The organism is Citrobacter sp. C1, from assembly GCF_014596895.2.
Lineage (GTDB): Bacteria > Pseudomonadota > Gammaproteobacteria > Enterobacterales > Enterobacteriaceae > Citrobacter > Citrobacter gillenii.
Genome location: NZ_CP115035.1, coordinates 3,434,308 through 3,456,592, shown reverse-complemented (window position 1 = coordinate 3,456,592; position 22,285 = coordinate 3,434,308). Strand labels below are relative to the sequence as shown.

Below are 22,285 nucleotides of genomic sequence, written 5' to 3'. Positions count from 1 at the left end.
CTGCACAGATCCGTACAATGGCCTGAAAGTGATGGATTAATAATCTGCGTGATTAGGAATTTTCCGGATGAATGTGCCGTATTGTGCGCGCAATAATGGCATTATTCGTTATAAAAGTGATGTTAATTGAAAGAGATAGCGGGTGTTTGAAATGTTCTGTTACATGAAAACCCCCGTTAGACATCGCTAATCGCAAAGAGTTTCCCATCAATTTTTGGTATATTTAAAACTTAAGATTTACTTGAAGCACATTTGAGGTGGTTATGAAAAAAATTGCATGTCTTTCAGCACTGGCCGCTGTTCTGGCTTTCTCCGCAGGTTCCGCTGTTGCGTCTACTTCTACCGTGACCGGTGGTTATGCTCAGAGCGATGCTCAGGGCGCTGCGAACAAAATGAACGGTTTTAACCTGAAGTATCGCTACGAGCAGGACAACAACCCGCTGGGCGTAATCGGTTCTTTCACTTACACTGAAAAAGATCGTACCGATGCTTCTGGCGACTACAACAAAACCCAATACTACGGCATCACTGCAGGTCCTGCTTACCGTCTGAACGACTGGGCAAGCATCTACGGCGTTGTTGGTGTTGGCTACGGTAAATTCCAGAACGCAGCATCTCCTGCTGACAACCACAGCACCAGCGACTACGGTTTCTCTTACGGTGCGGGCCTGCAGTTCAACCCGATCGAAAACGTTGCTCTGGACTTCTCTTACGAGCAGAGCCGTATTCGTAGCGTTGACGTTGGCACCTGGATTGCTGGCGTGGGTTACCGCTTCTAATCACTTCGGTGATATGAAAAATCCGCCTCTAGGGGCGGATTTTTTTTGTCTGTGATTTGCACGGTTAGCGTGATTTGGTCTCGAAGATATCGGTACCAAGATGGTTGTAGTCCACCTTCTGTAATTTAAAGTTGGTGATATACACCGGTCCGGCCTTTTTCTCCGAGATAAAGCGGTAGCGGTTGGTAATTTCTTTCGCGCTGATCCCAGTCCACTGTGAGAAAAAGCTCAGGAAGTCATTCGCGGAACGACGGGCTTTAATCACTCGGTGTGCTTTATCGTCGCTGGATATCACCATAAACGGCACCTGGAAATTCTGCTGGAACTGATCGTCGTGTGCCAAATACTGCACTTCTTTACCGCGTTCTTTAAAGGCGAGCCCATGATCGGAGAAGTAAACCATCGAGAAGCTGTCGCCGCTGTTATGCAGCTGATCGTAGAGCTGGCGCAGCAGGTCGTCGGTCTGCTTCATGGTGTACAGATAACACGATGTCTCTCTCGACTGAACGAAGGTCTCGTATTTTCCCTGGGTACGATCGCAGGCCTGCGGATGCGAACCCATCAAGTGCAGCACGATGAGCTGGGGTTGAGTTCGCTCCGTTTCTAACACCTGAGCAGTCATCTTCAACAGCGCTTCATCGCGGGTGTTCTTATCGGCTTCGAAGTCACCGTTTTTCAGGAAATGAACTTCGTCAGCGCGTTTGGCGATACTGGCGATTGCCGTATCGTATTCACCGATCTGTCCCTGGTTAGAGAACCACCATGTCTGGAATCCGGCGCGGTTGGCGAGGGTGACAAAGTTATCCTGGAACTGCGGCTTATCATCGACCACCCGATTCAGCGTTAAGCCAAGTGATTTCTGCGTTGATCCGCTGGCCGCGATGTAATCTGCAAAAATATAGCCGTTAACGCTGCTGGCAAACGGTGTGTTGTCCCAGTGGCCGCCGAACGCGCCTAGCGCATCGCGACGGGCGCTTTCACCAATCACCACGACATAGGTGTGGTACTTAGGTTTCACCGCCGTCACAGTCCAGGTGTCTTTAACGCTCGCCAGCTTTGCCATGCGGTCTTGTTCATCAAGAACCTCGTAATTATTGACGATAACGTCCTTGGCAAAGCGAAACACCGGATAGCCGGTATCTTTTAATTTGAAGACGCCGCCCCAGGCGAGGTTTTGCACCGGCGTCACAAAAAACGCCACGATGCTGACCAGCAAACACAGACTGTCGAATTTGTTCCAGCGGCGTTGCGTCGCGACTTTTTTACGCCGTACAGCGAGCACGCCGAGGGCAAAGATAAACACGCCAACCAGGTAGTTGTACCAGGGGAAGATGGTCAGGATTTCGGTGGACTCTTCCATGTTGGTCGAGTGCAGCGCCAGCAGGGTATTGAAGTTGGGCGAGCCGTAAGCCTGACCAAATGGAAAATACATTGCTGCAATCAGTGAACAAATGCCGATCAGCGTTTTTTGCGTGCGCGGTGCATATTGCCACAACAGCAGCAGTATGCAGGTAAAGGCGACGCTATAAAGCAGGCTAAGCGGGTAGCCCAGTGCGAGGTTGATCAGCAGAGACTGTAAGAAATAAAAGCCAGTCCACGGGCTTAGCACCCGGCTACGAGCAATAAGCGAATCTTTGAGGGTTAAATTCATATGCCACTGTTGCAAAAACGCCATGTGCTTACCCTGGCGCAAAGGGTCATTGCCTGCCTGAGAGAGCGAGAAGAGGGATGAGGTCCGCATCTGCGAGCCGCAATATACGCAGGGCTGCGAAAAGATAGAGTGTGTACGGGAGAAGGTCAACTACTACAAAGAAAATGTTTTGCGAAGGGGATGGCAAAACGGACAAAAAGAAGGGTTATTGGGAGACAAACTGACCACCGTATCGAGGAGACGGCAGGAAAAAGAAGCGGCGTACCGCGACGCCGCATTATTTTCCGGAAGGTTTATCCTGCTCCGGTTTGCCGTTGATCATGTCGCACAGCATCGCGATCAGCATTAACCGTACTTTAAAGGGAGAGTGACTAAACACGCGCATACACCTCTTGAATTCATTCATATGAACCTCCTGACTTCACATTCCCATCAGTCCTTGAGGGATGTCTTTATTATATACAGATATAGCACAGGCTATATTATATAGCTATTGCTAAAACGTTAAATTTTTGTGCCCAAGCAACTCTGGTTTACAATGGCCGTTCTCTAATCAGATGCTGTTAACGCGTCACAGGAACGAGGAAGCAGAATGAGTCGTCGCGCAGGTATGCCAACAACAAAAAAAGTGACGCAATTGGTGAATGTTGAGGAACATGTTGAAGGGTTTCGTCAGGTCAGGGAGGCACACCGACGTGAACTGATCGATGATTACGTGGAGCTGATTTCCGATCTCATTATTGAGGTGGGAGAAGCGCGTCAGGTGGATATGGCCGCCCGGCTTGGCGTTTCCCAGCCCACCGTTGCTAAGATGCTCAAGCGTCTTGCTTCTGTGGGGTTGATTGAAATGATCCCATGGCGCGGGGTGTTCTTAACCGCAGAAGGCGAGAAGTTGGCGCAGGAGAGTCGCGAACGTCATCAGATCGTCGAAAATTTCTTGCTAATGTTAGGCATCAGCCCGGAAATTGCCCGCCGCGATGCGGAAGGGATGGAACACCACGTGAGCAAGGAAACGCTGGAGGCGTTTAGCCGGTTTACCCAACAGCAAGGCACCGACTCTGAATGAGTTTTCCTTTATTACGCGCATTGCAGCGCGATCGTTTTTTCCAGCTACTCATTATTACCGGGTGTGTACTGAGTCTGTTCGCGCCGTTTGCGCCCCGGAACTGGCCGGGGGCCATTGACTGGCACACGATTATTACGCTCGCAGGGCTGATGCTTTTGACCAAAGGTGTGGAGCTAAGCGGTTATTTTGATGTGCTAGGCCGCAAGATGACCCGCCGCTTTAAAACAGAACGTCAGCTGGCGATATTTATGGTGCTGGCGGCGGCGTTACTGTCGACGTTTCTGACCAACGATGTTGCCCTGTTTATTGTGGTTCCGCTCACCATCACCCTGAAAAAACTGTGCGCGATCCCGGTGAATCGTCTGATTATTTTTGAGGCACTGGCGGTCAACGCTGGATCGCTGCTGACGCCGATCGGTAATCCGCAGAACATCCTGATGTGGGGGCGATCCGGGCTGTCATTTACCGCGTTTACCTGGCAAATGGCGCCGCTCGCCGGTGCGATGATGCTAACGCTGGTGGCGCTGTGCTGGTTTAGTTTTCCGCGTAAAGCGTTGCACTATCATACCGGCACGTCTGCACCTGACTGGCAACCCCGACTGGTGTGGAGTTGCCTGGCATTGTATCTGGTCTTTTTAACGGCGCTGGAACTCAAGCTTGAGCTTTGGGGGCTAGGGATTGTCGCTGCGGGCTTTATGGTGCTGGCTCGCCGTGTGATCTTAAGTGTGGACTGGACGCTGCTGCTGGTGTTTATGGCGATGTTTATCGATGTGCATCTGTTGACACAGTTACCTGTACTCGGGGGCATTTCGGGCCACGTTGGTACGCTTTCGCAACCCGGTCTATGGTTGACGGCAATCGGCCTGTCGCAATTTATCAGTAATGTGCCCAGCACTATTTTGCTGCTGAACTACGTCCCGCCAACGGTATTGCTGGCTTGGGCGGTCAATATTGGTGGTTTTGGACTGTTACCGGGATCGCTGGCGAACCTTATTGCCTTACGCATGGCAAACGATCGACGGATCTGGTGGCGTTTTCATTGGTATTCGGTGCCGATGCTGATCTGGGCGGCGCTGGTGGGATATGGTTTGCTGCAGATGATGTGAGGATTATGCCCGATGGCGCTAGCGCTTATCGGGCCTACTTAATCTGTAGGCCGGATAAGGCGACAGCCGCCATCCGGCATTTTTTGATGCTTAGTTCAGACGAACCGGCATACCAGAACGGTTCTGGACTGCCTGCTCAACGACGGCCTGGTCGACATCCGGCTGAGCGGTGATGCTCTTAATGCTCTTGGTCAGCGTAATCGGTACGATTTCCCCGCCTTCGAACTGTTCTTCGGTAGTAGACAGTGGGTTATGCACCTCAATATAGCGACTGCCGTCTGGCTCGGTCGTCGCTTTTACCGGTTCATCGATAAACTGGACGCGCGTGCCGACTGGAACGTTTTCAAACAGGAACTTGATATCTTCATTACGCAGACGCACGCAGCCGTGGCTGACGCGTAAGCCAACACCGAAGTTCGCGTTGGTCCCGTGGATGGCATACAGGCGACCGATATACAGTGCGTACAGACCCATCGGGTTATCCGGACCGGCCGGAACAACGGCTGGCAGCGGTTCGCCCGCAGCGCGGTATTCTGCGTGCATCTTGGCGGTTGGCGTCCAGGTCGGACCGGCTTTCTTACGTTCAACTTTGGTGGTCCAGTTAACCGGCGTGTCTTTACCTAACTGGCCGATACCAATCGGTAAAACGATCACGGTGTTGGTGCCTTTCGGGTAGTAGTACAGACGCATTTCAGCGCTGTTGATAACAATACCTTCATGCACGGTATCCGGCAGGATCAGCTGCTGAGGAATGTTCAGCACGGTGCCGCCCTTCGGCAGGAAGGTATCCACGCCCGGGTTGGCTTCCAGCATGTTGGACAGACCCATCTGGTATTCAGCCGCATAGTACTCCAGCGGTTGGGTGTTGCCTTCAGGAATGGTGATGACCTGGTTCTGGCCAATCAAACGGCTACCATCGGTAGGCAGCGGGTACGTGACGGCTGAGGCAGTGTTACAAAAACCAACTACTGCGAGCGCCGCCGCGAAAAGCGTTGTCAATTTCATATTCATTTTTGCGAGATTCTGAAGCCAAGCAGGCTAGTGGGTTGAGATTTATGTAGTGTTGGGCACGCATTATATGTGCATTCGGAGCAACAAGGAATTCGGATGTGTACTAAATCACATTTTTTTCCCTTTGCTTTCACTTTAACCCTCACGCACGAGAGGCGCGATCTTATTCCAGACTTATGGCATAATAAGCGGTTCGTCACATATTTCTTCTTTCAGGATACGCCAGTGTTAGTTTCCAGCAACGTCACCATGCAGTTCGGCAGTAAGCCGCTGTTTGAAAATATTTCCGTCAAATTTGGCGGCGGCAACCGTTACGGCCTGATTGGCGCCAACGGTAGCGGTAAATCCACTTTTATGAAAATTCTCGGCGGCGACCTCGAACCGACGCTGGGTAACGTTTCCCTCGATCCGAACGAACGCATTGGTAAGCTGCGTCAGGATCAGTTCGCTTTTGAAGAGTTCACCGTTCTGGACACCGTTATTATGGGTCACGCTGAACTGTGGGAAGTGAAACAGGAACGTGACCGTATCTATGCGCTGCCGGAAATGAGCGAAGAAGACGGCTACAAAGTTGCCGATCTTGAAGTTAAATACGGCGAGATGGACGGCTATTCGGCGGAGTCTCGCGCCGGTGAACTGCTGCTGGGCGTCGGTATTCCGGTAGAACAGCATTACGGCCCGATGAGCGAAGTGGCACCAGGCTGGAAGCTGCGTGTGCTGCTGGCGCAGGCGCTGTTCTCTAACCCGGACATCCTGCTGCTCGATGAACCGACCAACAACCTGGACATTGATACCATTCGTTGGCTGGAGCAGACGCTGAACGAGCGTGACAGCACCATGATCATCATTTCGCACGACCGTCACTTCCTGAACATGGTCTGTACGCATATGGCGGATCTGGACTACGGCGAGCTGCGTGTTTATCCGGGTAACTATGATGAATACATGACGGCAGCAACCCAGGCACGTGAGCGTCTGTTGGCCGATAACGCCAAGAAAAAAGCGCAAATTGCCGATCTGCAATCCTTCGTCAGCCGCTTTAGCGCCAACGCTTCGAAATCTCGTCAGGCGACTTCTCGTGCGCGTCAGATTGATAAAATCAAGCTCGACGAAGTGAAAGCATCCAGCCGTCAGAACCCGTTTATCCGTTTCGAACAGGATAAGAAACTGTTCCGTAACGCGCTGGAAGTCGAAGCACTGACCAAAGGTTTTGATAACGGCCCGCTGTTTAAAAACTTCAATCTGCTGTTGGAAGTGGGCGAAAAGGTTGCCATCATCGGGGCTAACGGCGTGGGTAAATCGACCATGCTGAAAGTGCTGGTCGGCGACATGGAGCCGGATAATGGCACCGTTAAGTGGTCTGAGAATGCGCAAATCGGCTACTACGCGCAGGATCACGAATATGAGTTCGAAAACGATATGACCGTTTTCGAATGGATGAGCCAGTGGAAACAAGAAGGCGATGACGAGCAGGTTGTTCGCAGCTTCCTTGGTCGTCTGCTGTTCAGCCAGGACGATATCAAAAAGCCTGCTAAAGTGCTGTCCGGTGGTGAAAAAGGGCGCATGCTGTTCGGTAAGCTGATGATGCAGAAACCGAATATTCTGGTGATGGATGAACCTACCAACCACCTGGATATGGAATCTATCGAATCGCTGAACATGGCGCTGGAAATGTATCAGGGCACGCTGATCTTTGTTTCTCACGACCGCGAATTCGTCAGCTCGCTGGCCACCCGCGTGATTGAGATTACGCCGGAACGCGTAATCGACTTCACCGGTAACTACGAAGACTATCTGCGTAGCAAAGGCGTCGAATAATTATTCCGTCGTCTTTCGTGTTACAGGTGTGTTGGCTGCACCTGTTCACCCCGGTCACTTACTTATAATTCCATCCCCGCACTTTTCTGAAAAAAAGTTCTGCTGATTAATCTTAGCCACAATTGTGGCTAAGATACTTTCCATAACTACCTACACAAGGTAAGGAAATGAGTCAGATGGAACCGCTTTCTTTAGCCAATCTTAAATTAAAATTACTGAGTTTAAACAACAACAACGAGCATCCTTTCATTTTATGTGAAGATGGCGATGATATCGTTGCATCCTGGAATATCGTAGATGCTGAGTGGAAAGATTATTTCAGTCAATACGGATTGCAAAAACAATATGAGCTAAGACTGTTTTTCAATGAAAGTAAAAATCAGATTAGCTATCGGGAAAAAACTACCGATGTTGAGTGGGATGCAGATTTGGGTGGGTTCAGATTGAGCAAATCTGTCCAAATCGGGAAACGTCTTGAGTTTTCTGCTGGGGCATCCTGGGGTAAAAAAGAAGACGGTAGCTTCGGTAAAATTGACAGCTATAAATTTGCATCAACGGAAATTACGGACCCTATTTTTGATATGGCTCGTGATGCGGGATGGCAGGTTCGTGGTCTGTTAGCAGACAAGAAAAAAAGAAAATTTGTTATTGCGGGAGCGGTGATTGCCGCACTGATTATTTTTATTGGCTTGGGTACTTTCCTCTTTTCTTCGATGGGTGAATTGAAGGATGCTGCGCGATCAGAGATAGACTTGCTCCGTGATGGACAATATGTTCAGGCTTATCAAGCAAGCTCTTCTTCTCTGCAAAGACAAATGGACAGTGAGGATTTTAAGCTTGTAACCGAGTCTATTCATTTTGATGATATTAGTGAATACAGTTTTGATAGTTTCAACGTAGAAAATGATGTTGGTTCTTTGTCTGGAAGCGTTGTTTTTAAAAATGGAGAATCCGGCGAGATTAACGTTACTATGCTCAAAGAAAATGATAAATGGAAACTGGTTGCAGTATCAGTAGAATAAAAAAATATCCGGTTTTTATCACGTAATGAAGAAAACCGGACTGTTTTAAAGGCGTTGAAAGGGGAAGGATTATTCCATCCCCAGCGCGCGCTTACCGTGGATATTCAAATCCCCCAGGGTAAAGCGTCCTTCCCAGTTTGTTTCATAGTCTTCACGCGGGAAATCCCCCGGTGAGGCACCTTTCTCCAGCGCGGCCTTCACCTTGTGGGCATAGGCGAGATTTTTTTCGCACATTGGTGCGGCGGGAATATACATCACGTTGCCCCAGCCTTGTTGGTTCTCCACCGGCGCAACGGCGTGGATCACATCACAATGCCACCATACGGAATCGCCGGCTTCCAGTTGCGGAATGCTGGTTAACGCCTCGATGAGTAAGGGATGCCATTGCGCTGAAACCGGCAGCACTCTTCCTGGCGCGACGCCGCACAGTTCATCTTCCGGAACATCATCCAGCAGTGGGCGTAACAGCACATAAGCCATCGCTTCAGGAATGGGAACCACATGTAGCAACCCCTGGCCCGGTAACATATCGGAAAGCGCCGTCCAGCCCTGGAAGGTGCGAAACACCGAACATTTGGTGGTGTTATCGACCGTATACTCTTCGACGTCAGTGCGATGCGCCGCCTGCCACGGATCGTACTCAGCTACATTACCGTTAAAGACTGAGGCAAAAACGCGCTGATACGCCGGGAGCAGCCAGCGCTCCAGCGCGCCGGAATCCGTATGTGCGCCCAGCCCTTTAGAGGTGGTTCCCGGCGGACGGCGGCGAATACGATCAGGATAGATGACGCTAACATCCGGGTTAAACCACTGTTTACCTTCGCTTTCAAAGGTCCACAGACGATTGAGAAACGACTGTACGCTAGCCATCTCTTCACTCTGGCGGGCCTGCATTTGTGCCTGCGACCAGTAAATCGGGTAGATTTCAGGACGTGATGCGCTCAGGGTGCCAAAGAAGTTGTCTCCCGGCCCTTTGTAGACTTCGTCAAAGCGGTTGCGGTCGAGATAGTCGAGCATTGAGCTATCCCAGCCCAGGGCCCGTTCACGAGGGAAATGACCTTTAATGACCGCACACCCACGACGTTTAATCATTTCGCGCTGCTCTGCGGTGACGGTGCCCGCCTGAATATCGGAGTATGACAGTACCGGCCAGACAGCGTCACTCTGTGCTTTAAGCGCGTTGATCTCCGCCACACGGGTGGCGATGGTCTCGCTAAGCTGGCTGAAGATCTGCTGGACGTCGCCAAGCTGCGCCCGCAGTTCCTGCTTCATCTGACGGATTGCTGCTTTGTGATCGGCAGGCAACGTGTCGCTGGTAAAAGTAAGAGCCATAACCACCTCGCATGAACTTTCATTCGAAACTAAATTTGATTGCAAATGATAATATAAGTTAAAAATTAGTTAATGCAAGTTTAAAGTTTGTGAGGTGTTGCGACGAAGGGCTGCGATCGTTTTGCCTGAAAAATTCTGAATTTGGCTGGGGCGGATAAAAACGTTTACCTGTAATAAGTTGGGCTATCTATACTTCTCTCCTCAACGGTATCCCGCCAATTCAAAGACCAGAACCACGTGGGTGCTCCAGGTCGAATACAAGGACTTTGTTCAATGGAAAGAAAAGGAACACTTCATCTCTTTGCCGTTCCGACTGGCATCCTGATTTATGCGCTATGGCAGTGCTGGCGAGCCGGCTATTTTAATGATGGCAACGCAGAGGCGGTGCTGCGGCTGATGCTGGCCCTACTGGCGATAACGCTTGCCGGTGCGGCTTTACTTATTGTGGGGGCGGCTGTAGGGCTATGTACAACCAGCGCCCGCGCTTCGCGCCATTCCCAGAGCAGCCTTATTCGCACATTTACGCGTTGCCGTCGGCTGTTGCCCTTTATGATGGCCGCGGAGATTGTCGCTTGTGGTCTGGCGGTTATTGCTCTGGCGTTGTCAGAGATTATCTGGATTGCATCTCATATCGGTGGGGAGGGTGGTTTCAAACTCGCGGTGATTATCCTGATGACCATCGGCGCTATTGTCTGGATGTTATTCAAAAGGTTGTCCTCGATCAGACGATGTTTCGCTCTCTTCCAACCCGACGATACGGAGATTTGCGGGGTGAATGTCACCGCCGCGAATAACCCGGCGCTCTGGCAATGGATAGGTGATATCACCCGGCGCGCGGAACTGACGGTGCCCGATAATATCGTGGTTGGATTTTTTGACGGCTTCTTTGCCACCGCCAATGCCGTTCAAATTGAAGAGGGCAAGCGGCTAACGGGTAATACGCTCTACTTGCCGTTAACGTATATGGCATTGCTGGATGAAGCGGAAGCGGCTGCGGTGATTGGCCATGAGCTGGGACATTTTACCGGCGAGGATACGCAGTACAGCCTGCGTTTTGTTCCTCTGTATGCCGGGATGCAAAACAGTCTTGAGCAGATGGCGAACAGCTCGCAGGGATTTTCGTGGCTTGATCGCATCGTACTGCGCCCGTCGCTGGATATGGGGTTATGGTTTTTGCAGACCTTCCATGAAACGGTCAGTGACTGGAGTCGGCTCCGGGAGTATGCGGCCGATGAGACAGGTGCAAAGGTGTCTTCTCCTGCGGCGTTCGCGTCGGCGTTACTGCGTATATCGGCGCTGGAAGTACCGGTATCTCAATTTTTTGCCGCGATTTTTCGTGGGCGTGAAGCCAGCGCGAACTGGCTTGCCTACCTGGTTGCTGAACTGCAGGGGGGCGGGCAGTTTGCGCTGCATAATAGTATCAATAATGAAATTGCGCATCCGATGGACAGTCATCCGACGACGCGCGATCGCATTGCATCGCTGGGGGTGGCACTGGATGACGAGCTTCTGGCGCGGGCAGCGCGCCCGGTTGTCGAGGGTGACAACCCTTTTTTTCGCCGGTTATTCCCCGACGCAGATGCCCTGTGTACATCGCTTTCACGCATGATGTCGGCAAACGTTACCTCACAACGGGAGAATTATCGTCAGGCTCTTGAAGCTGAAGCTCAACAGGCAACGGATTCGGTCGCGCTATGGATGAGTGCGAAACCGGCGTGGTACATGATGGCTGCAGGTCTTTTTCTGCTGCTGGGGGGCGTGGCTCTGGTGGTGTTCAAGACGGTTAGCGTCTGGTGCTGGTTGATCCCCTTCGGCGGAATTGCCTTTGGGCTGTTGGGCATTATCACCTTACGACGAACGCGACAGCCGCTGCTGGTGCTGATGCAGGACGCGATCGCCAGCCCGTGGTTGCCTCAGCCGCTACCGCTAAAAAATATTGCCGACTATAACCTGACGATTATTTCCAGTTCGATGACGATTGAATTCTTCATGGACGATGATTATCAACCGAATCTCACCACCAAACGGTTTATGCAGGTTATTCGCTTTAACCCGCGAAAACATGCGGTTGCAATCGTGGTGGCCGGCGATGTGTTACGCCAGCAGGAAAATGGAAAGGTTAAGCTGGATGCGCAAGCGCTGCTGACGCTTATCGGGCAATACATTGTTTCTGCCCACGCTCGCGCTGAGCTGGAGGATTTCTGATGGGGATGTAAAACCCGGAGTACGGACTCCGGGTTTATGTCAGCCGTTAAACGGTGAGGTGTTGTCGAGTACGGCCTGAATCACGTTCAGTGCGCCCTGATGATTGTTGTCATCGGTCTGGTAGCGGGCAATTGCTTTAATGCTGTCGGCGGCATTAGCCATGGCAAAGGAATAGTGTGCCATTTTCAGCATTTCCGCATCGTTGCCGCTATCACCAATGGCAACTACATTCTGCGGTGACAGGTTCCAGCGTTTAAGCAGGCGGCTGATACCGTTGGCTTTATGTAAACCTGGGATTATCAGATCGATAAAGCCAAACCCGCTGGTCACCGGCTTCATGATACCGTCGAGGGCTGTATGCAAATGGTCAATAACCAACGGGATTTGCCCATCAGGTAAATTCAGTGAGAACTTGAACAGCACATCATCGATGTCCTGAAAGTCCTTAACCGGTTTCAGGCGATGGTAGTGTTTTGACATCAGCGCCACAAATGCCTCCGGGGCATTTTCGCTGATGTAGGCGCTTTGCAGTCCGCAGGCGACAAAATTCAGCTGCTTATCCTTCAATAACTCGCCGATGACAATACGGGATTCGTGGCGGGTAAGTTCACCATGAAAAAGTTGTTTGCCGTGTTCATACACCAGCGCGCCGTTCTCTGCGACAAAAGAGATTTCGTCTTTGAGTTCAGGGAAAAAGGAGATCAACTGGTAATACTGGTTGCCGCTGGCCACGACAAATTCAATATCTCGTTTTTTCAATTGCTGATACTGCGCCATAAATCGCTGGCGATCGTACTGCTTGGCATCGTCGAGAAAAGTACCGTCCATGTCGGTGACGATAACGTTGATGGTCATATATGCTCCTGGCTTTCACTGCAACCAGAAACATTCTAATAACAATGTGACCTGTGGCACAAATTTAATTTCGAATGAAAGTTTCCCCGTCGCCTATTACAGCACAGTTGTAGGCCGGATAAGCGTCAGCGCCATCCGGCATTGAGGCGGTATCGCTGCCGGATAGCGACGCAAAAACATCTTATCCGGCCTACGGGAAATTACAGCATATGCTCTGTTCGGGCGATGATATCGTCCTGCGCATCCGGAGACAGGGCAGTGAAGAAGGCGGAGTAGCCAGCTACACGCACCACCAGGTCACGGTACTGATCTGGGTGTTTTTTCGCTTCCAGCAGCGTTTCACGAGAGACGATGTTGTACTGAATATGCCAGCCTTTGTGCTCTTCAAAGAAGGTACGCAGCAGGATCATTAACTTTTGCTTATCGGATTCATTTTCCAGTGTAGCCGGATTCAGCTTCTGGTTTAACAGCACCCCGCCGAGGATCGCGCCGGTCGGCAACTTGCCCACTGAGCCAATCACCGCCGTTGGACCGAGATGGTCGGTACCGGAGGCCGGGCTGGCGCCTTCTGCCAGTGGGGTATGCGCTTTACGGCCATCCGGCGTTGCCATTGTTGCCGCGCCAAACGGTACGTTTGCCGAGATGGAGGAAGTTCCGGCGTAATAGTTACCACCGATCGGACCGCGACCGTAACGCGGATTATGATATTGCTTCAGTTCGTCGATATAGGTCTGGTAAGCGCGGGCCAGCAGGGTGTCGACGCTGTCATCATCGTTACCGTACTTCGGTGCGCCGTTGATCAGACGCTGGCGTAATTGTTCATGCGTGAGGCCTGCAAAGTCATCTGCCAGGGCTGCCGCCAGCTGCTGCTGACCGATAACACCCTGATCGAAGACCAGCTTTTTCACGGCAGCCAGACCGTTGCCAAGGTTAGCAATCCCGACCTGCAAACCGGATACCCAGTCATATTTTGCGCCGCCCTGTTTAATGCTCTTCGCCCGCTCAATGCAATCATCCACCAGCGCAGAGCACAGGATGTCGTGGACGTTTTCTTCCAGCATGGTATCAACCACATACTCAATCTCGATGGATTTACGCGTGTAGTAGCGGATCTGAGTATCCCAGGCGGTCATCACCTCGTCGAAGTTGTGGAAGTTACCCGCAGAGAGCGCCTTTTCCTGCGGCAGGAACACCTTACCGCTGGTGGCATCGCGACCACCTTCCAGCGCGGCCAGCATCACACGGGCAAAGTTAATAAAGCTCATGCCGGTGCAGCGGTAACCCCATTTCCCGCCCACGGCGGTTTCGATGCAGCCAATGGCTGCGTAGTCGTAGGCATCCTGCGGCTCAATACCCAGCTTAATGAATTCCGGGATAACAATTTCATCGTTGTTAAACGCCGGCATGCCAAAGCCGCAGCGAATGACCTGCACGCAGGCATCAAGGAAATCGTTACTCATCCCGGCGTGATAACGCACGCTGAGATTCGGCTGGGTTGAACGCAGACGACCGCAGGACTCCAGAATGGCATAGGAGAGCGGATTGACCGCGTCCATTGGCTGGCCGTTGACCAGATTCTGACCACCGATAGTGACGTTTTGATACAGCGGGCTGCCCGCGGATGCTTTCGAGTGGGAGCCGGAGCGGATTTTGTTCACTTCCAGCAGCTTCAACCAGCAGCTGTGCAGCAGCTCAATGGCGTGCTCGCGGTCCAGCGTCTGGTTCAGCTCCACGTCGCGACGATAGAACGGGTAGAGATACTGGTCCATGCGGCCAAACGACACCGAGTGACCGTTCGATTCGATTTGCAGGATAAGCTGGATGAAATAGCACAGTTGCAGTGCCTGCCAGAAGGTTTTTGGCGGTTCGTGGGCGATGACATCGCAGTTTTCTGCCATTGCCAGCAGCTCATCGCGACGGCTTTCACGGGTTTCAGTTGCTGCCATTTTACGTGCCAGGCTGGCGAAACGTTCGATATGCAGGCTGACGGCATCCAGTACGATATCAATGGCTTTCAGGAACTGATCGCCATGGAGATCGTCCAGGCAGGTCAGGTTAATGCGCGAACGACGCTCGTCGACTTTATGACGCAGACCATCAAGGCCTTTTTCCAGCAGCAGCGGAAAGTTCACTGCCAGGTGCGCATCGCCGGAAGTCATGTTGCCTTCGGCTTTGATGATGCCGGTTTCCAGCAGGCCTTTTTGTTCGTCGGTAAACATGCCGTAGCAGCGATCCTGTACGGTCTGACCGCGCCACCATGGGCAGATTTCATGCAGTACGTGCTTGTTCTCTTCGCTGACCGCAAAGCCGGCTCCTGGCCGGTCGGCCAAATCGTCGATCTCTTTTTCAATCCACGATACGGTGTATTCCGGGAAGATTGGTGCGGCGCGGACTTCGCTTGCCTGATTACCGATAATCAACTCGTCATGTTTGATCCAGATAGTCCGTTCCGCCAGATGATGCGCCAGCGCCAGCGCACGGCGTACCGGGATCGGTTTGTCCAGATGCTGCTGATACATCTCGGTATAGTGCTGGGCGCGCTCGGTACACACCGGCGGCTTCACAATGTGGATCAGGGCTGTTTTGTGTGCGTTGATGCGGTCGCTGAGTGTATCCAGTTTCAGTGTGGTCATGGCGGTTATCCTCGTAGGGTCGCGGTTAAACCTTTATGGCTGGCATACTGCTGGGCAAATTCGAGCAGTGCAGGCGCATCCAGCGGTTTGTCCGGGGCGTTGTAGGGTTGGCTGAGTAAGTGGTATTTGTTGATGCCCAAGGTGTGGTAGGGCAAAAAATGAATCTCACCGACGTGAAGTTCATCGGCGGCAAAATCGGTAATGGCTTTAATGGCTTCTTCGTTGGCATTGAAGCCCTGAATCAGCGGCACGCGAATAATCATTTTTTTTCCGGCAGTGGCCAGTTTTTTCAGATTATCCAGCACGCGAGCGGCGTTGCCGTCAGTCCACTGCTTAAACGGCGCATCGGCGATGTGTTTTAAATCGGCAAGAAACAGATCGATGTACGCTAATGAAGGTTCAATGTACTTCCACGGTACGTGCAGGCAGGTTTCGACTGCAGTATGAATACCCGCCTCATGGCTGGCTTTGAACAACGCCGCAGCCAGCTCCGGCTGCATAAATGGCTCACCGCCGGATAGCGTTAACCCACCACCGCTGCGATCGTAGAAGGGTTTATCGCGCAGCACGGTGGACATTATCTCCTCTACGCTTTTTACTTCACCACAGACGGTAAGCGCCTGGGTCGGGCAGCAGTGGGTCAGTGCGGTGAGCGACTTATCGGTCAATTTTTCACGATGAATAAGCAGGCTGTTCAGGGCGCGCTGAATGACGTCAGGCGCAGCCTGAACACACAGGTCACAGCCCTCCAGACACAGACGCGCGTCATACAGCAGATCCTGCGTACGGGCACGACTCTCCGGGTTCTGGCACCAGCGACAACCCAGAGAGCATCCCTTAAGGAAGACTACCGTGCGGATACCGGGACCATCGTGGGTGGAATAGCGCTGGATATTGAAAATCATAAGCGGCCTCTCTTCTTTCGTATAAAGATTAAATTACTTTCGAATGAAAGTTATATTGACGTGAGTCAACTAACCGCGCGGTTTCGTCGTGCTACCGTTGATTCATGCTAACGATCAGTTTGAGGAACGGTTATGGAACTCTATTTAGATACGTCTGATGTGGATGCGGTGAAAACCCTGGCGCGTATTTTTCCGCTGGCAGGTGTCACCACAAACCCGAGTATTGTGGCGGCAGGTAGAAAGGCGCTGGAGGTGTTACTCCCGGAACTGCATGACGCGATTGGCGGGCAGGGGCGTTTGTTTGCTCAGGTGATGGCAACGACCGCTGAGGGCATGGTCAGCGACGCGCATAAACTGCGGGCAATGATTCCCGATATCGTGGTGAAGGTACCGGTGACCGCAGAAGGGCTGGCGGCGATTAAGCTGCTGAAGAAAGAGGGGATCCCAACGCTGGGCACCGCGGTTTACAGTGCAGCACAGGGGCTGTTAGCTGCGCTGGCAGGGGCCGAATACATAGCGCCGTATGTTAACCGCGTGGATGCGCAGGGCGGGGATGGTATTCAGACGGTGGTTGATTTACAGAACTTACTGAAAATGCACGCGCCGCACGCCAAAGTACTGGCTGCCAGTTTTAAAACCCCGCGTCAGGCGCTGGACTGCCTGTTAGCTGGCTGTGAAGCCATTACGCTACCGCTGGATGTGGCGCAGCAGCTAATTAGCTCCCCGGCCGTGGATGCCGCCATGGCGAAATTTGCGCACGACTGGCAGAGCGCATTTGGACGTACGTCGATCTGATGCTGTTGCCGGGTGGCGCTAACGCTTACCCGGCCTACGTTCGAGCCGTTGTAGGTCGGGTAAGGCGAAGCTGCCACCCGACTTTTTTACCGACTACAAACCTCACACCCCGGGTTTCGCATCAGCTTCATCTCCCGGAACTGGCAGGTCATCGCATCGTACATCACGATTTTACCGCTTGCCGGTTTACCGAAGTTTGCCAGTAACTTGATGGCTTCCATCGCTTGCAGCGACCCGATCACGCCAATCAGCGGTGACATCACGCCGGCCTCCACGCAGGTTAAGGCGTTTTCACCGAACAGGCGGCTCAAACAGCGGTAGCAGGCTTCACCCTCCTGATACGTAAAGACGGTGATTTGTCCTTCCATACGAATGGCCGCACCGGACACCAGTGGCACTTTTGCCGTAAAGCAGGCGGCATTCAGCTGATTGCGCACGGCGACGTTATCGGTGCAATCCAGCACCAGGTCATGCTCTACAACCAACGCATGCATCGCAGCATCGTCAAGCAGCGCATTCACCGGTGTGAGGGTGATATGTGGATTAATCCGCGCCAGCGCATCGCGTGCCGATTCCACTTTTGGCTGCCCGACAGTCGCGTCGCTATGCAACGTCTGGCGCTGAAGATTGGAAACCGACACGGTATCAAAGTCGAGCAGGGTTAAATGCCCGATGCCTGCGCCCGCCAGATACTGGGTTGCGGCGCAGCCAAGACCTCCGAGTCCTACGACCAGCACCCGCGCTTCTTTTAACGCTTCCTGACCGTCAAAGTCGAAGCCGCGCAGGATGATTTGCCGGTTATAACGCAGCATCTCCTGGTCGCTGAGTTCTGCCATTACAGGCCTCCAAACAGCGCGTTAAATGGCTCGACGTCTACCCACTCTCCGGCTTCAACGTTGCCGCGATCGCATTCCAGAACGATAAAGCAGTTGCCAAGGCTAAAGGAGCTAAAAATATGCGAGCCCTGATGACCCGTGGTGGTGACCTCCAGTTCGCCGTCAGCCGTACGCTGCAATACGCCGCGCTGGAAATCCAGACGGCCAGGCGTTTTCTTCAGGCGTGATGCGGTCCGTACGCGCTGGCGTGGGGGTAATCCGCTGGCGGTATTTCCGCTCAGTTTTGCCAGCAGCGGTTGCACCAGCTGATAGAAGGTGAGGGCTGCAGAGACTGGATTACCTGGCAGGCCACAAAACCAGCTGTTGCTCAGTTTACCGAACGCGAACGGTTTACCCGGCTTAATCGCCAGTTTCCAGAAGGCAATTTCGCCGAGTTCTTCGAGAATGGTTTTGGTGTAGTCCGCTTCCCCGACCGATACACCGCCGGAGCTTATCACCACATCGGCCTGACTGTCGGCTTCGATAAACGCCGCGCGCAGGGCGTGAGGATCGTCGCGGATAATACCTAAGTTGATGACCTCACAGCCCAGCTGTTGCAGCATCAGGTGTACGGCCAGGCGGTTGGTGTCATAAATCTGGCCGTCACCCAGCGGTTGGCCTGGCAGCTGTAGCTCATCACCGGTAGAAAATAGCGCCACGCGCACTTTACGCACAACCTGCACATCGGCAATACCGAGCGAGGCCAGCACCGGGAGCTCAGCGGTTGTCAGACGCGTCCCTGCGGCAAACACCACCGCGCCGTGAGCAATATCTTCACCGCACAGACGAATATTTTGTCCGGCGCGAACTTCTGCGGTAAAACGAATACCGTCATCAGTTTGTTCTGTTTGTTCCTGCATCACCACGGCTTCGCAGCCGGCGGGCACCGGTGCGCCGGTCATAATGCGGATGCAGGTTCCCGCAGGCCATTCCCCATGAAAAGGCTGACCGGCAAAGGCTTTACCTGCGACAGCAAGCGGCAGACCGGATTGCAAATCCGCTAAACGCACCGCGTAACCGTCCATTGCCGAGTTATCGAATCCCGGCACATCAATCGGTGAGACGACGTCGGTTGCCAGCACGCGACCAAAGCATTCCACCAGCGGCAGTGTTTCAACGGCGGTGAGTGGGGTAATCGACGACAGCATTTGTGAAAGTGCCGTTTCGAGCGGCATCAGTCCGGCGGTAAATTCCATGAGAAGACTCCTGCGAGGCAAAATCGAATCCGATCATTATGTCAGAAAACAGACGCAGACAGTATGCCACCTCAGTCTTAGGTGCAGGCCTTTATCTTTACATGACGTCTGCATCTTTCTATATTCGAAAATCGAATCAATAACTCACCGAAATTCTGCTATTTATAACCACGTTTCCTGCCACCTAAATGGACGATAAAAATGGGCAAAGCAGTCATTGCAATTCACGGCGGCGCTGGCGCAATCACCCGCGCGCAGCTGAGTCAGGAACAGGAATTGCGTTATATACAGGCATTGTCAGATATCGTTGAAGTAGGGCAACGAATGCTGGAGGCGGGCCAAACCGCGCTGGATGTGGTGACTGAAGCCGTACGCTTACTGGAAGAGTGTCCTCTGTTTAATGCCGGAATCGGCGCCGTATTTACCCGTGATGAAACCCATGAGCTGGATGCCTGCGTGATGGACGGAAATACGCTGCAGGCGGGCGCCGTCGCTGGCGTCAGCCACCTGCGTAACCCGATCCTCGCGGCCCGTCTGGTGCTGGAAAAAAGCCCGCACGTTATGATGATAGGCGAAGGGGCAGAGAATTTTGCCCATGCGCAGGGCATGGATCGCGTGAGTGTGGATATTTTCTCGACGCCAGAGCGGTATGCTCAGCTACTGGCCGCACGTACAGCGGGGGAAACGGTGCTCGATCACGGCGGTACGCCGCTGGATGAGGGCAGCAAAATGGGCACCGTTGGCGCGGTGGCGCTGGATAAGTACGGTAATTTGGCGGCGGCGACCTCGACCGGTGGCATGACCAACAAACTGCCGGGGCGCGTCGGGGATAGCCCGTTAGTGGGTGCCGGTTGTTATGCCAATAATGCCAGCGTGGCGGTCTCGTGTACCGGAACCGGGGAAGTGTTTATACGCGCGCTGGCAGCATATGACATTGCCGCGCTGATGGATTATGGCGGGCTGAGCTTGTCAGAGGCCTGCGAACGCGTAGTTATGGAAAAATTACCGGCGCTCGGCGGTAGCGGCGGGCTTATTGCCGTCGATCATGAAGGTAACGTGGCCTTACCGTTTAACAGTGAAGGCATGTACCGTGCCTGGGGATACGCTGGCGATACGCCAACCACCGGTATTTACCGGGAAAAAGGAGATACCGTTGCCACACAGTGATGAGCTTGACGCCAACGATGTACTGGCGGTTAGCAATCTGAACATTGCGTTTGCGCAGGAGCAGAAGCGGGTCAGTGCGGTACGCAATTTGTCATTTCGCCTCAAGCGTGGGGAAACGCTGGCGATTGTTGGCGAGTCCGGTTCAGGAAAGTCGGTCACCGCGCTGTCACTGATGCGCCTGATTGAACAGGCGGGCGGTGAGGTGAACTGCGATGAGATGTTGCTTCGGCGACGCAACCGGCAGGTGATTGAACTGGGCGAACAGAGCGCGTCGCAGATGCGCCATGTGCGCGGGGCGGATATCGCGATGATCTTCCAGGAGCCGATGACGTCGCTCAATCCGGTGTTCACCGTCGGCGAGCAAATAGCCGAGTCGATTCGTTTGCATCAGGGGGCTAGCCGTGAGGCGGCGATGGAAGAGGCCAAACGGATGCTCGACCAGGTGCGGATACCGGAGTCAAGGGCCATTTTATCGCGCTTTCCGCATCAGCTTTCTGGCGGTATGCGCCAGCGGGTCATGATTGCGATGGCGCTGTCGTGCCGTCCGGCGGTATTGATTGCCGATGAGCCGACCACCGCGCTGGATGTCACCATTCAGGCGCAGATCCTGCAGCTGATTAAAGTATTACAGCAGGACATGGCTATGGGGGTGATTTTTATCACCCACGATATGGGCGTGGTTGCCGATATTGCCGACCGCGTCCTGGTGATGTATCAGGGTGAAGCTGTAGAAATGGGCAGCGTGGAACAGATTTTTCACGCCCCGCAACATCCCTATACTAAAGCGCTGCTGGCTGCCGTGCCGCAGCTCGGGGCAATGAGCGGACATGAACTGCCGCGCCGTTTTCCGTTGATTTCGCTGCAGGACCCCGACCACCGTGAACCGCAGACTGAACAGGACACGGTGGTGGCGGGCGAGCCGATCCTGCAGGTGCGTAATCTGGTGACGCGTTTCCCGCTGCGCAGCGGCATTCTCAATCGCGTGACCCGCGAGGTGCATGCGGTGGAAAACGTCAGTTTTGATCTGTGGCCAGGCGAAACGCTCTCGCTGGTCGGGGAGTCCGGCTGTGGTAAATCTACTACCGGACGGGCGTTGTTGCGACTCGTGGAGTCTCAGCACGGGGAGATCACCTTTAACGGTCAGCGGATAGACACGCTGGCCAGCAGCAAGCTTCAGCCGCTCCGTCGGGATATTCAGTTTATTTTCCAGGATCCCTATGCGTCGCTCGACCCGCGTCAGACGGTAGGTTATTCCATTCTCGAGCCGCTGCGGGTGCACGGGCTACTGCAAGGGGACGCCGCGGCAAAACGGGTCGCCTGGCTGCTGGAGCGGGTGGGGCTACTCCCTGAACACGCCTGGCGCTATCCGCACGAGTTTTCCGGTGGCCAACGTCAGCGTATCTGTATTGCCCGGGCGCTGGCGCTCAATCCAAAAGTGATCATTGCCGATGAATCAGTTTCGGCGCTGGATGTCTCGATTCGTGGGCAGATTATTAATTTGTTGCTCGATCTCCAGCGGGAAATGGGCATCGCCTACCTGTTTATTTCTCACGATATGGCGGTGGTCGAACGTATCAGCCACCGTGTGGCGGTGATGTACCTGGGGCAGATTGTCGAGATTGGTCCCCGTCGGGCGGTGTTTGAAAATCCGCAGCATCCGTATACCCGCAAATTAATGGCGGCGGTTCCGGTTGCCGATCCCTCTCATCAGCGGCCGCAGCGGGTGCTGCTGTCGGATGATATCCCCAGCAATATCCGCAAACGCGGAGAAGAGATTTCCCCGGTTTCACTCCAGTTAGTGGGGCCGGGGCATTATGTTGCGCGTCCGCAGGTGGAAAATGCGCTTTCGCGTCTATAACAGGCAGGGTT

At 53.3% G+C, this 22,285-nt stretch carries 18 protein-coding genes; 9 read left to right on the top strand and 9 right to left on the bottom strand.

Annotated elements, in window-relative coordinates:
* Window positions 1–263: 263 nt before the first annotated feature.
* Complete coding sequence (gene ompX / locus IB214_RS16750) at window positions 264–779, top strand: outer membrane protein OmpX (RefSeq protein ID WP_096757749.1); 516 nt, start codon at window positions 264–266, stop codon at window positions 777–779.
* 64 nt (window positions 780–843) lie between these two features.
* Here the strand turns inward: ompX and IB214_RS16745 are convergent, their stop codons facing one another.
* Window positions 844–2,430 carry a phosphoethanolamine transferase gene (locus IB214_RS16745; RefSeq protein WP_117341678.1) on the bottom strand — a complete coding sequence of 529 codons (1,587 nt, stop codon included), beginning with the start codon at window positions 2,428–2,430 and terminating at the stop codon, window positions 844–846.
* 277 nt (window positions 2,431–2,707) lie between these two features.
* Complete coding sequence (gene mntS, locus IB214_RS16740) at window positions 2,708–2,836, bottom strand: manganase accumulation protein MntS (RefSeq protein ID WP_096757748.1); 129 nt, start codon at window positions 2,834–2,836, stop codon at window positions 2,708–2,710.
* A gap of 186 nt (window positions 2,837–3,022) precedes the next feature.
* Between mntS and mntR the strand changes: the two genes are divergently transcribed.
* Both mntR and IB214_RS16730 read left to right on the top strand, forming a co-directional pair.
* A complete protein-coding gene (gene mntR / locus IB214_RS16735) occupies window positions 3,023–3,496 on the top strand; it encodes a manganese-binding transcriptional regulator MntR (RefSeq protein WP_096757747.1) in 474 nt (157 codons plus the stop codon).
* The gene (locus IB214_RS16730) at window positions 3,493–4,602 is read left to right on the top strand and encodes an anion transporter (RefSeq protein ID WP_115258986.1); all 1,110 of its coding nucleotides are present in this window, start codon (window positions 3,493–3,495) and stop codon (window positions 4,600–4,602) included. The genes mntR and IB214_RS16730 overlap by 4 nt, the downstream gene beginning before the upstream one ends.
* Window positions 4,603–4,692: 90 nt before the next feature.
* Here IB214_RS16730 and ldtB read toward each other — a convergent pair whose 3' ends face one another.
* Complete coding sequence (ldtB, locus tag IB214_RS16725) at window positions 4,693–5,613, bottom strand: L,D-transpeptidase (RefSeq protein ID WP_115258985.1); 921 nt, start codon at window positions 5,611–5,613, stop codon at window positions 4,693–4,695.
* A 225-nt stretch (window positions 5,614–5,838) separates the two neighbouring features.
* On the opposite strand from ldtB, the gene IB214_RS16720 reads away from it, so the two are divergent.
* Entirely contained in the window at window positions 5,839–7,431 is a 1,593-nt protein-coding gene (locus IB214_RS16720; RefSeq protein WP_115258984.1) for an ABC-F family ATPase, read from the top strand.
* Between the two features lie 167 nt (window positions 7,432–7,598).
* Window positions 7,599–8,453: a hypothetical protein gene (locus IB214_RS16715; RefSeq protein ID WP_223240178.1), complete on the top strand. Its 855-nt coding sequence runs from the start codon at window positions 7,599–7,601 to the stop codon at window positions 8,451–8,453.
* A 69-nt stretch (window positions 8,454–8,522) separates the two neighbouring features.
* On the opposite strand, the gene IB214_RS16710 is transcribed toward IB214_RS16715, so the two are convergent.
* On the bottom strand, window positions 8,523–9,785 hold the full coding sequence (locus IB214_RS16710) for a DUF1479 domain-containing protein (RefSeq protein WP_117341680.1): 1,263 nt from the start codon (window positions 9,783–9,785) through the stop codon (window positions 8,523–8,525).
* Window positions 9,786–10,058: 273 nt separating this feature from the next.
* On the opposite strand from IB214_RS16710, the gene IB214_RS16705 reads away from it, so the two are divergent.
* Window positions 10,059–11,990, top strand: coding sequence for a M48 family metallopeptidase (locus tag IB214_RS16705; protein WP_117341681.1), 1,932 nt, complete (start codon window positions 10,059–10,061; stop codon window positions 11,988–11,990).
* A 39-nt stretch (window positions 11,991–12,029) separates the two neighbouring features.
* Here the strand turns inward: IB214_RS16705 and IB214_RS16700 are convergent, their stop codons facing one another.
* From IB214_RS16700 to IB214_RS16690, 3 genes are all read right to left on the bottom strand, one after another.
* Complete coding sequence (locus tag IB214_RS16700) at window positions 12,030–12,845, bottom strand: Cof-type HAD-IIB family hydrolase (protein ID WP_117341682.1); 816 nt, start codon at window positions 12,843–12,845, stop codon at window positions 12,030–12,032.
* Window positions 12,846–13,045: 200 nt separating this feature from the next.
* Window positions 13,046–15,478, bottom strand: coding sequence for a formate C-acetyltransferase/glycerol dehydratase family glycyl radical enzyme (locus IB214_RS16695; RefSeq protein WP_117341683.1), 2,433 nt, complete (start codon window positions 15,476–15,478; stop codon window positions 13,046–13,048).
* 5 nt (window positions 15,479–15,483) lie between these two features.
* Window positions 15,484–16,383, bottom strand: coding sequence for a glycyl-radical enzyme activating protein (locus IB214_RS16690; protein ID WP_117341684.1), 900 nt, complete (start codon window positions 16,381–16,383; stop codon window positions 15,484–15,486).
* Window positions 16,384–16,515: 132 nt separating this feature from the next.
* Here IB214_RS16690 and fsa point away from each other — a divergent pair, with 132 nt between their 5' ends.
* Window positions 16,516–17,178: a fructose-6-phosphate aldolase gene (gene fsa, locus IB214_RS16685; protein ID WP_117341685.1), complete on the top strand. Its 663-nt coding sequence runs from the start codon at window positions 16,516–16,518 to the stop codon at window positions 17,176–17,178.
* Between the two features lie 86 nt (window positions 17,179–17,264).
* Here the strand turns inward: fsa and moeB are convergent, their stop codons facing one another.
* Entirely contained in the window at window positions 17,265–18,014 is a 750-nt protein-coding gene (gene moeB, locus IB214_RS16680; protein WP_096757738.1) for a molybdopterin-synthase adenylyltransferase MoeB, read from the bottom strand.
* Complete coding sequence (moeA, locus tag IB214_RS16675) at window positions 18,014–19,249, bottom strand: molybdopterin molybdotransferase MoeA (RefSeq protein ID WP_117341686.1); 1,236 nt, start codon at window positions 19,247–19,249, stop codon at window positions 18,014–18,016. The genes moeB and moeA overlap by 1 nt, the downstream gene beginning before the upstream one ends.
* Before the next feature lie 201 nt (window positions 19,250–19,450).
* Here moeA and iaaA point away from each other — a divergent pair, with 201 nt between their 5' ends.
* Together iaaA and gsiA are read left to right on the top strand one after the other, a co-directional pair.
* Window positions 19,451–20,416 (top strand): beta-aspartyl-peptidase, encoded by a 966-nt coding sequence (iaaA, locus tag IB214_RS16670; RefSeq protein ID WP_117341687.1) that lies wholly within the window; start codon window positions 19,451–19,453, stop codon window positions 20,414–20,416.
* Window positions 20,403–22,274 (top strand): glutathione ABC transporter ATP-binding protein GsiA, encoded by a 1,872-nt coding sequence (gene gsiA, locus IB214_RS16665; RefSeq protein ID WP_117341688.1) that lies wholly within the window; start codon window positions 20,403–20,405, stop codon window positions 22,272–22,274. Before iaaA ends, gsiA begins: the two co-directional genes overlap by 14 nt.
* The last annotated feature ends 11 nt before the right edge of the window (window positions 22,275–22,285 follow it).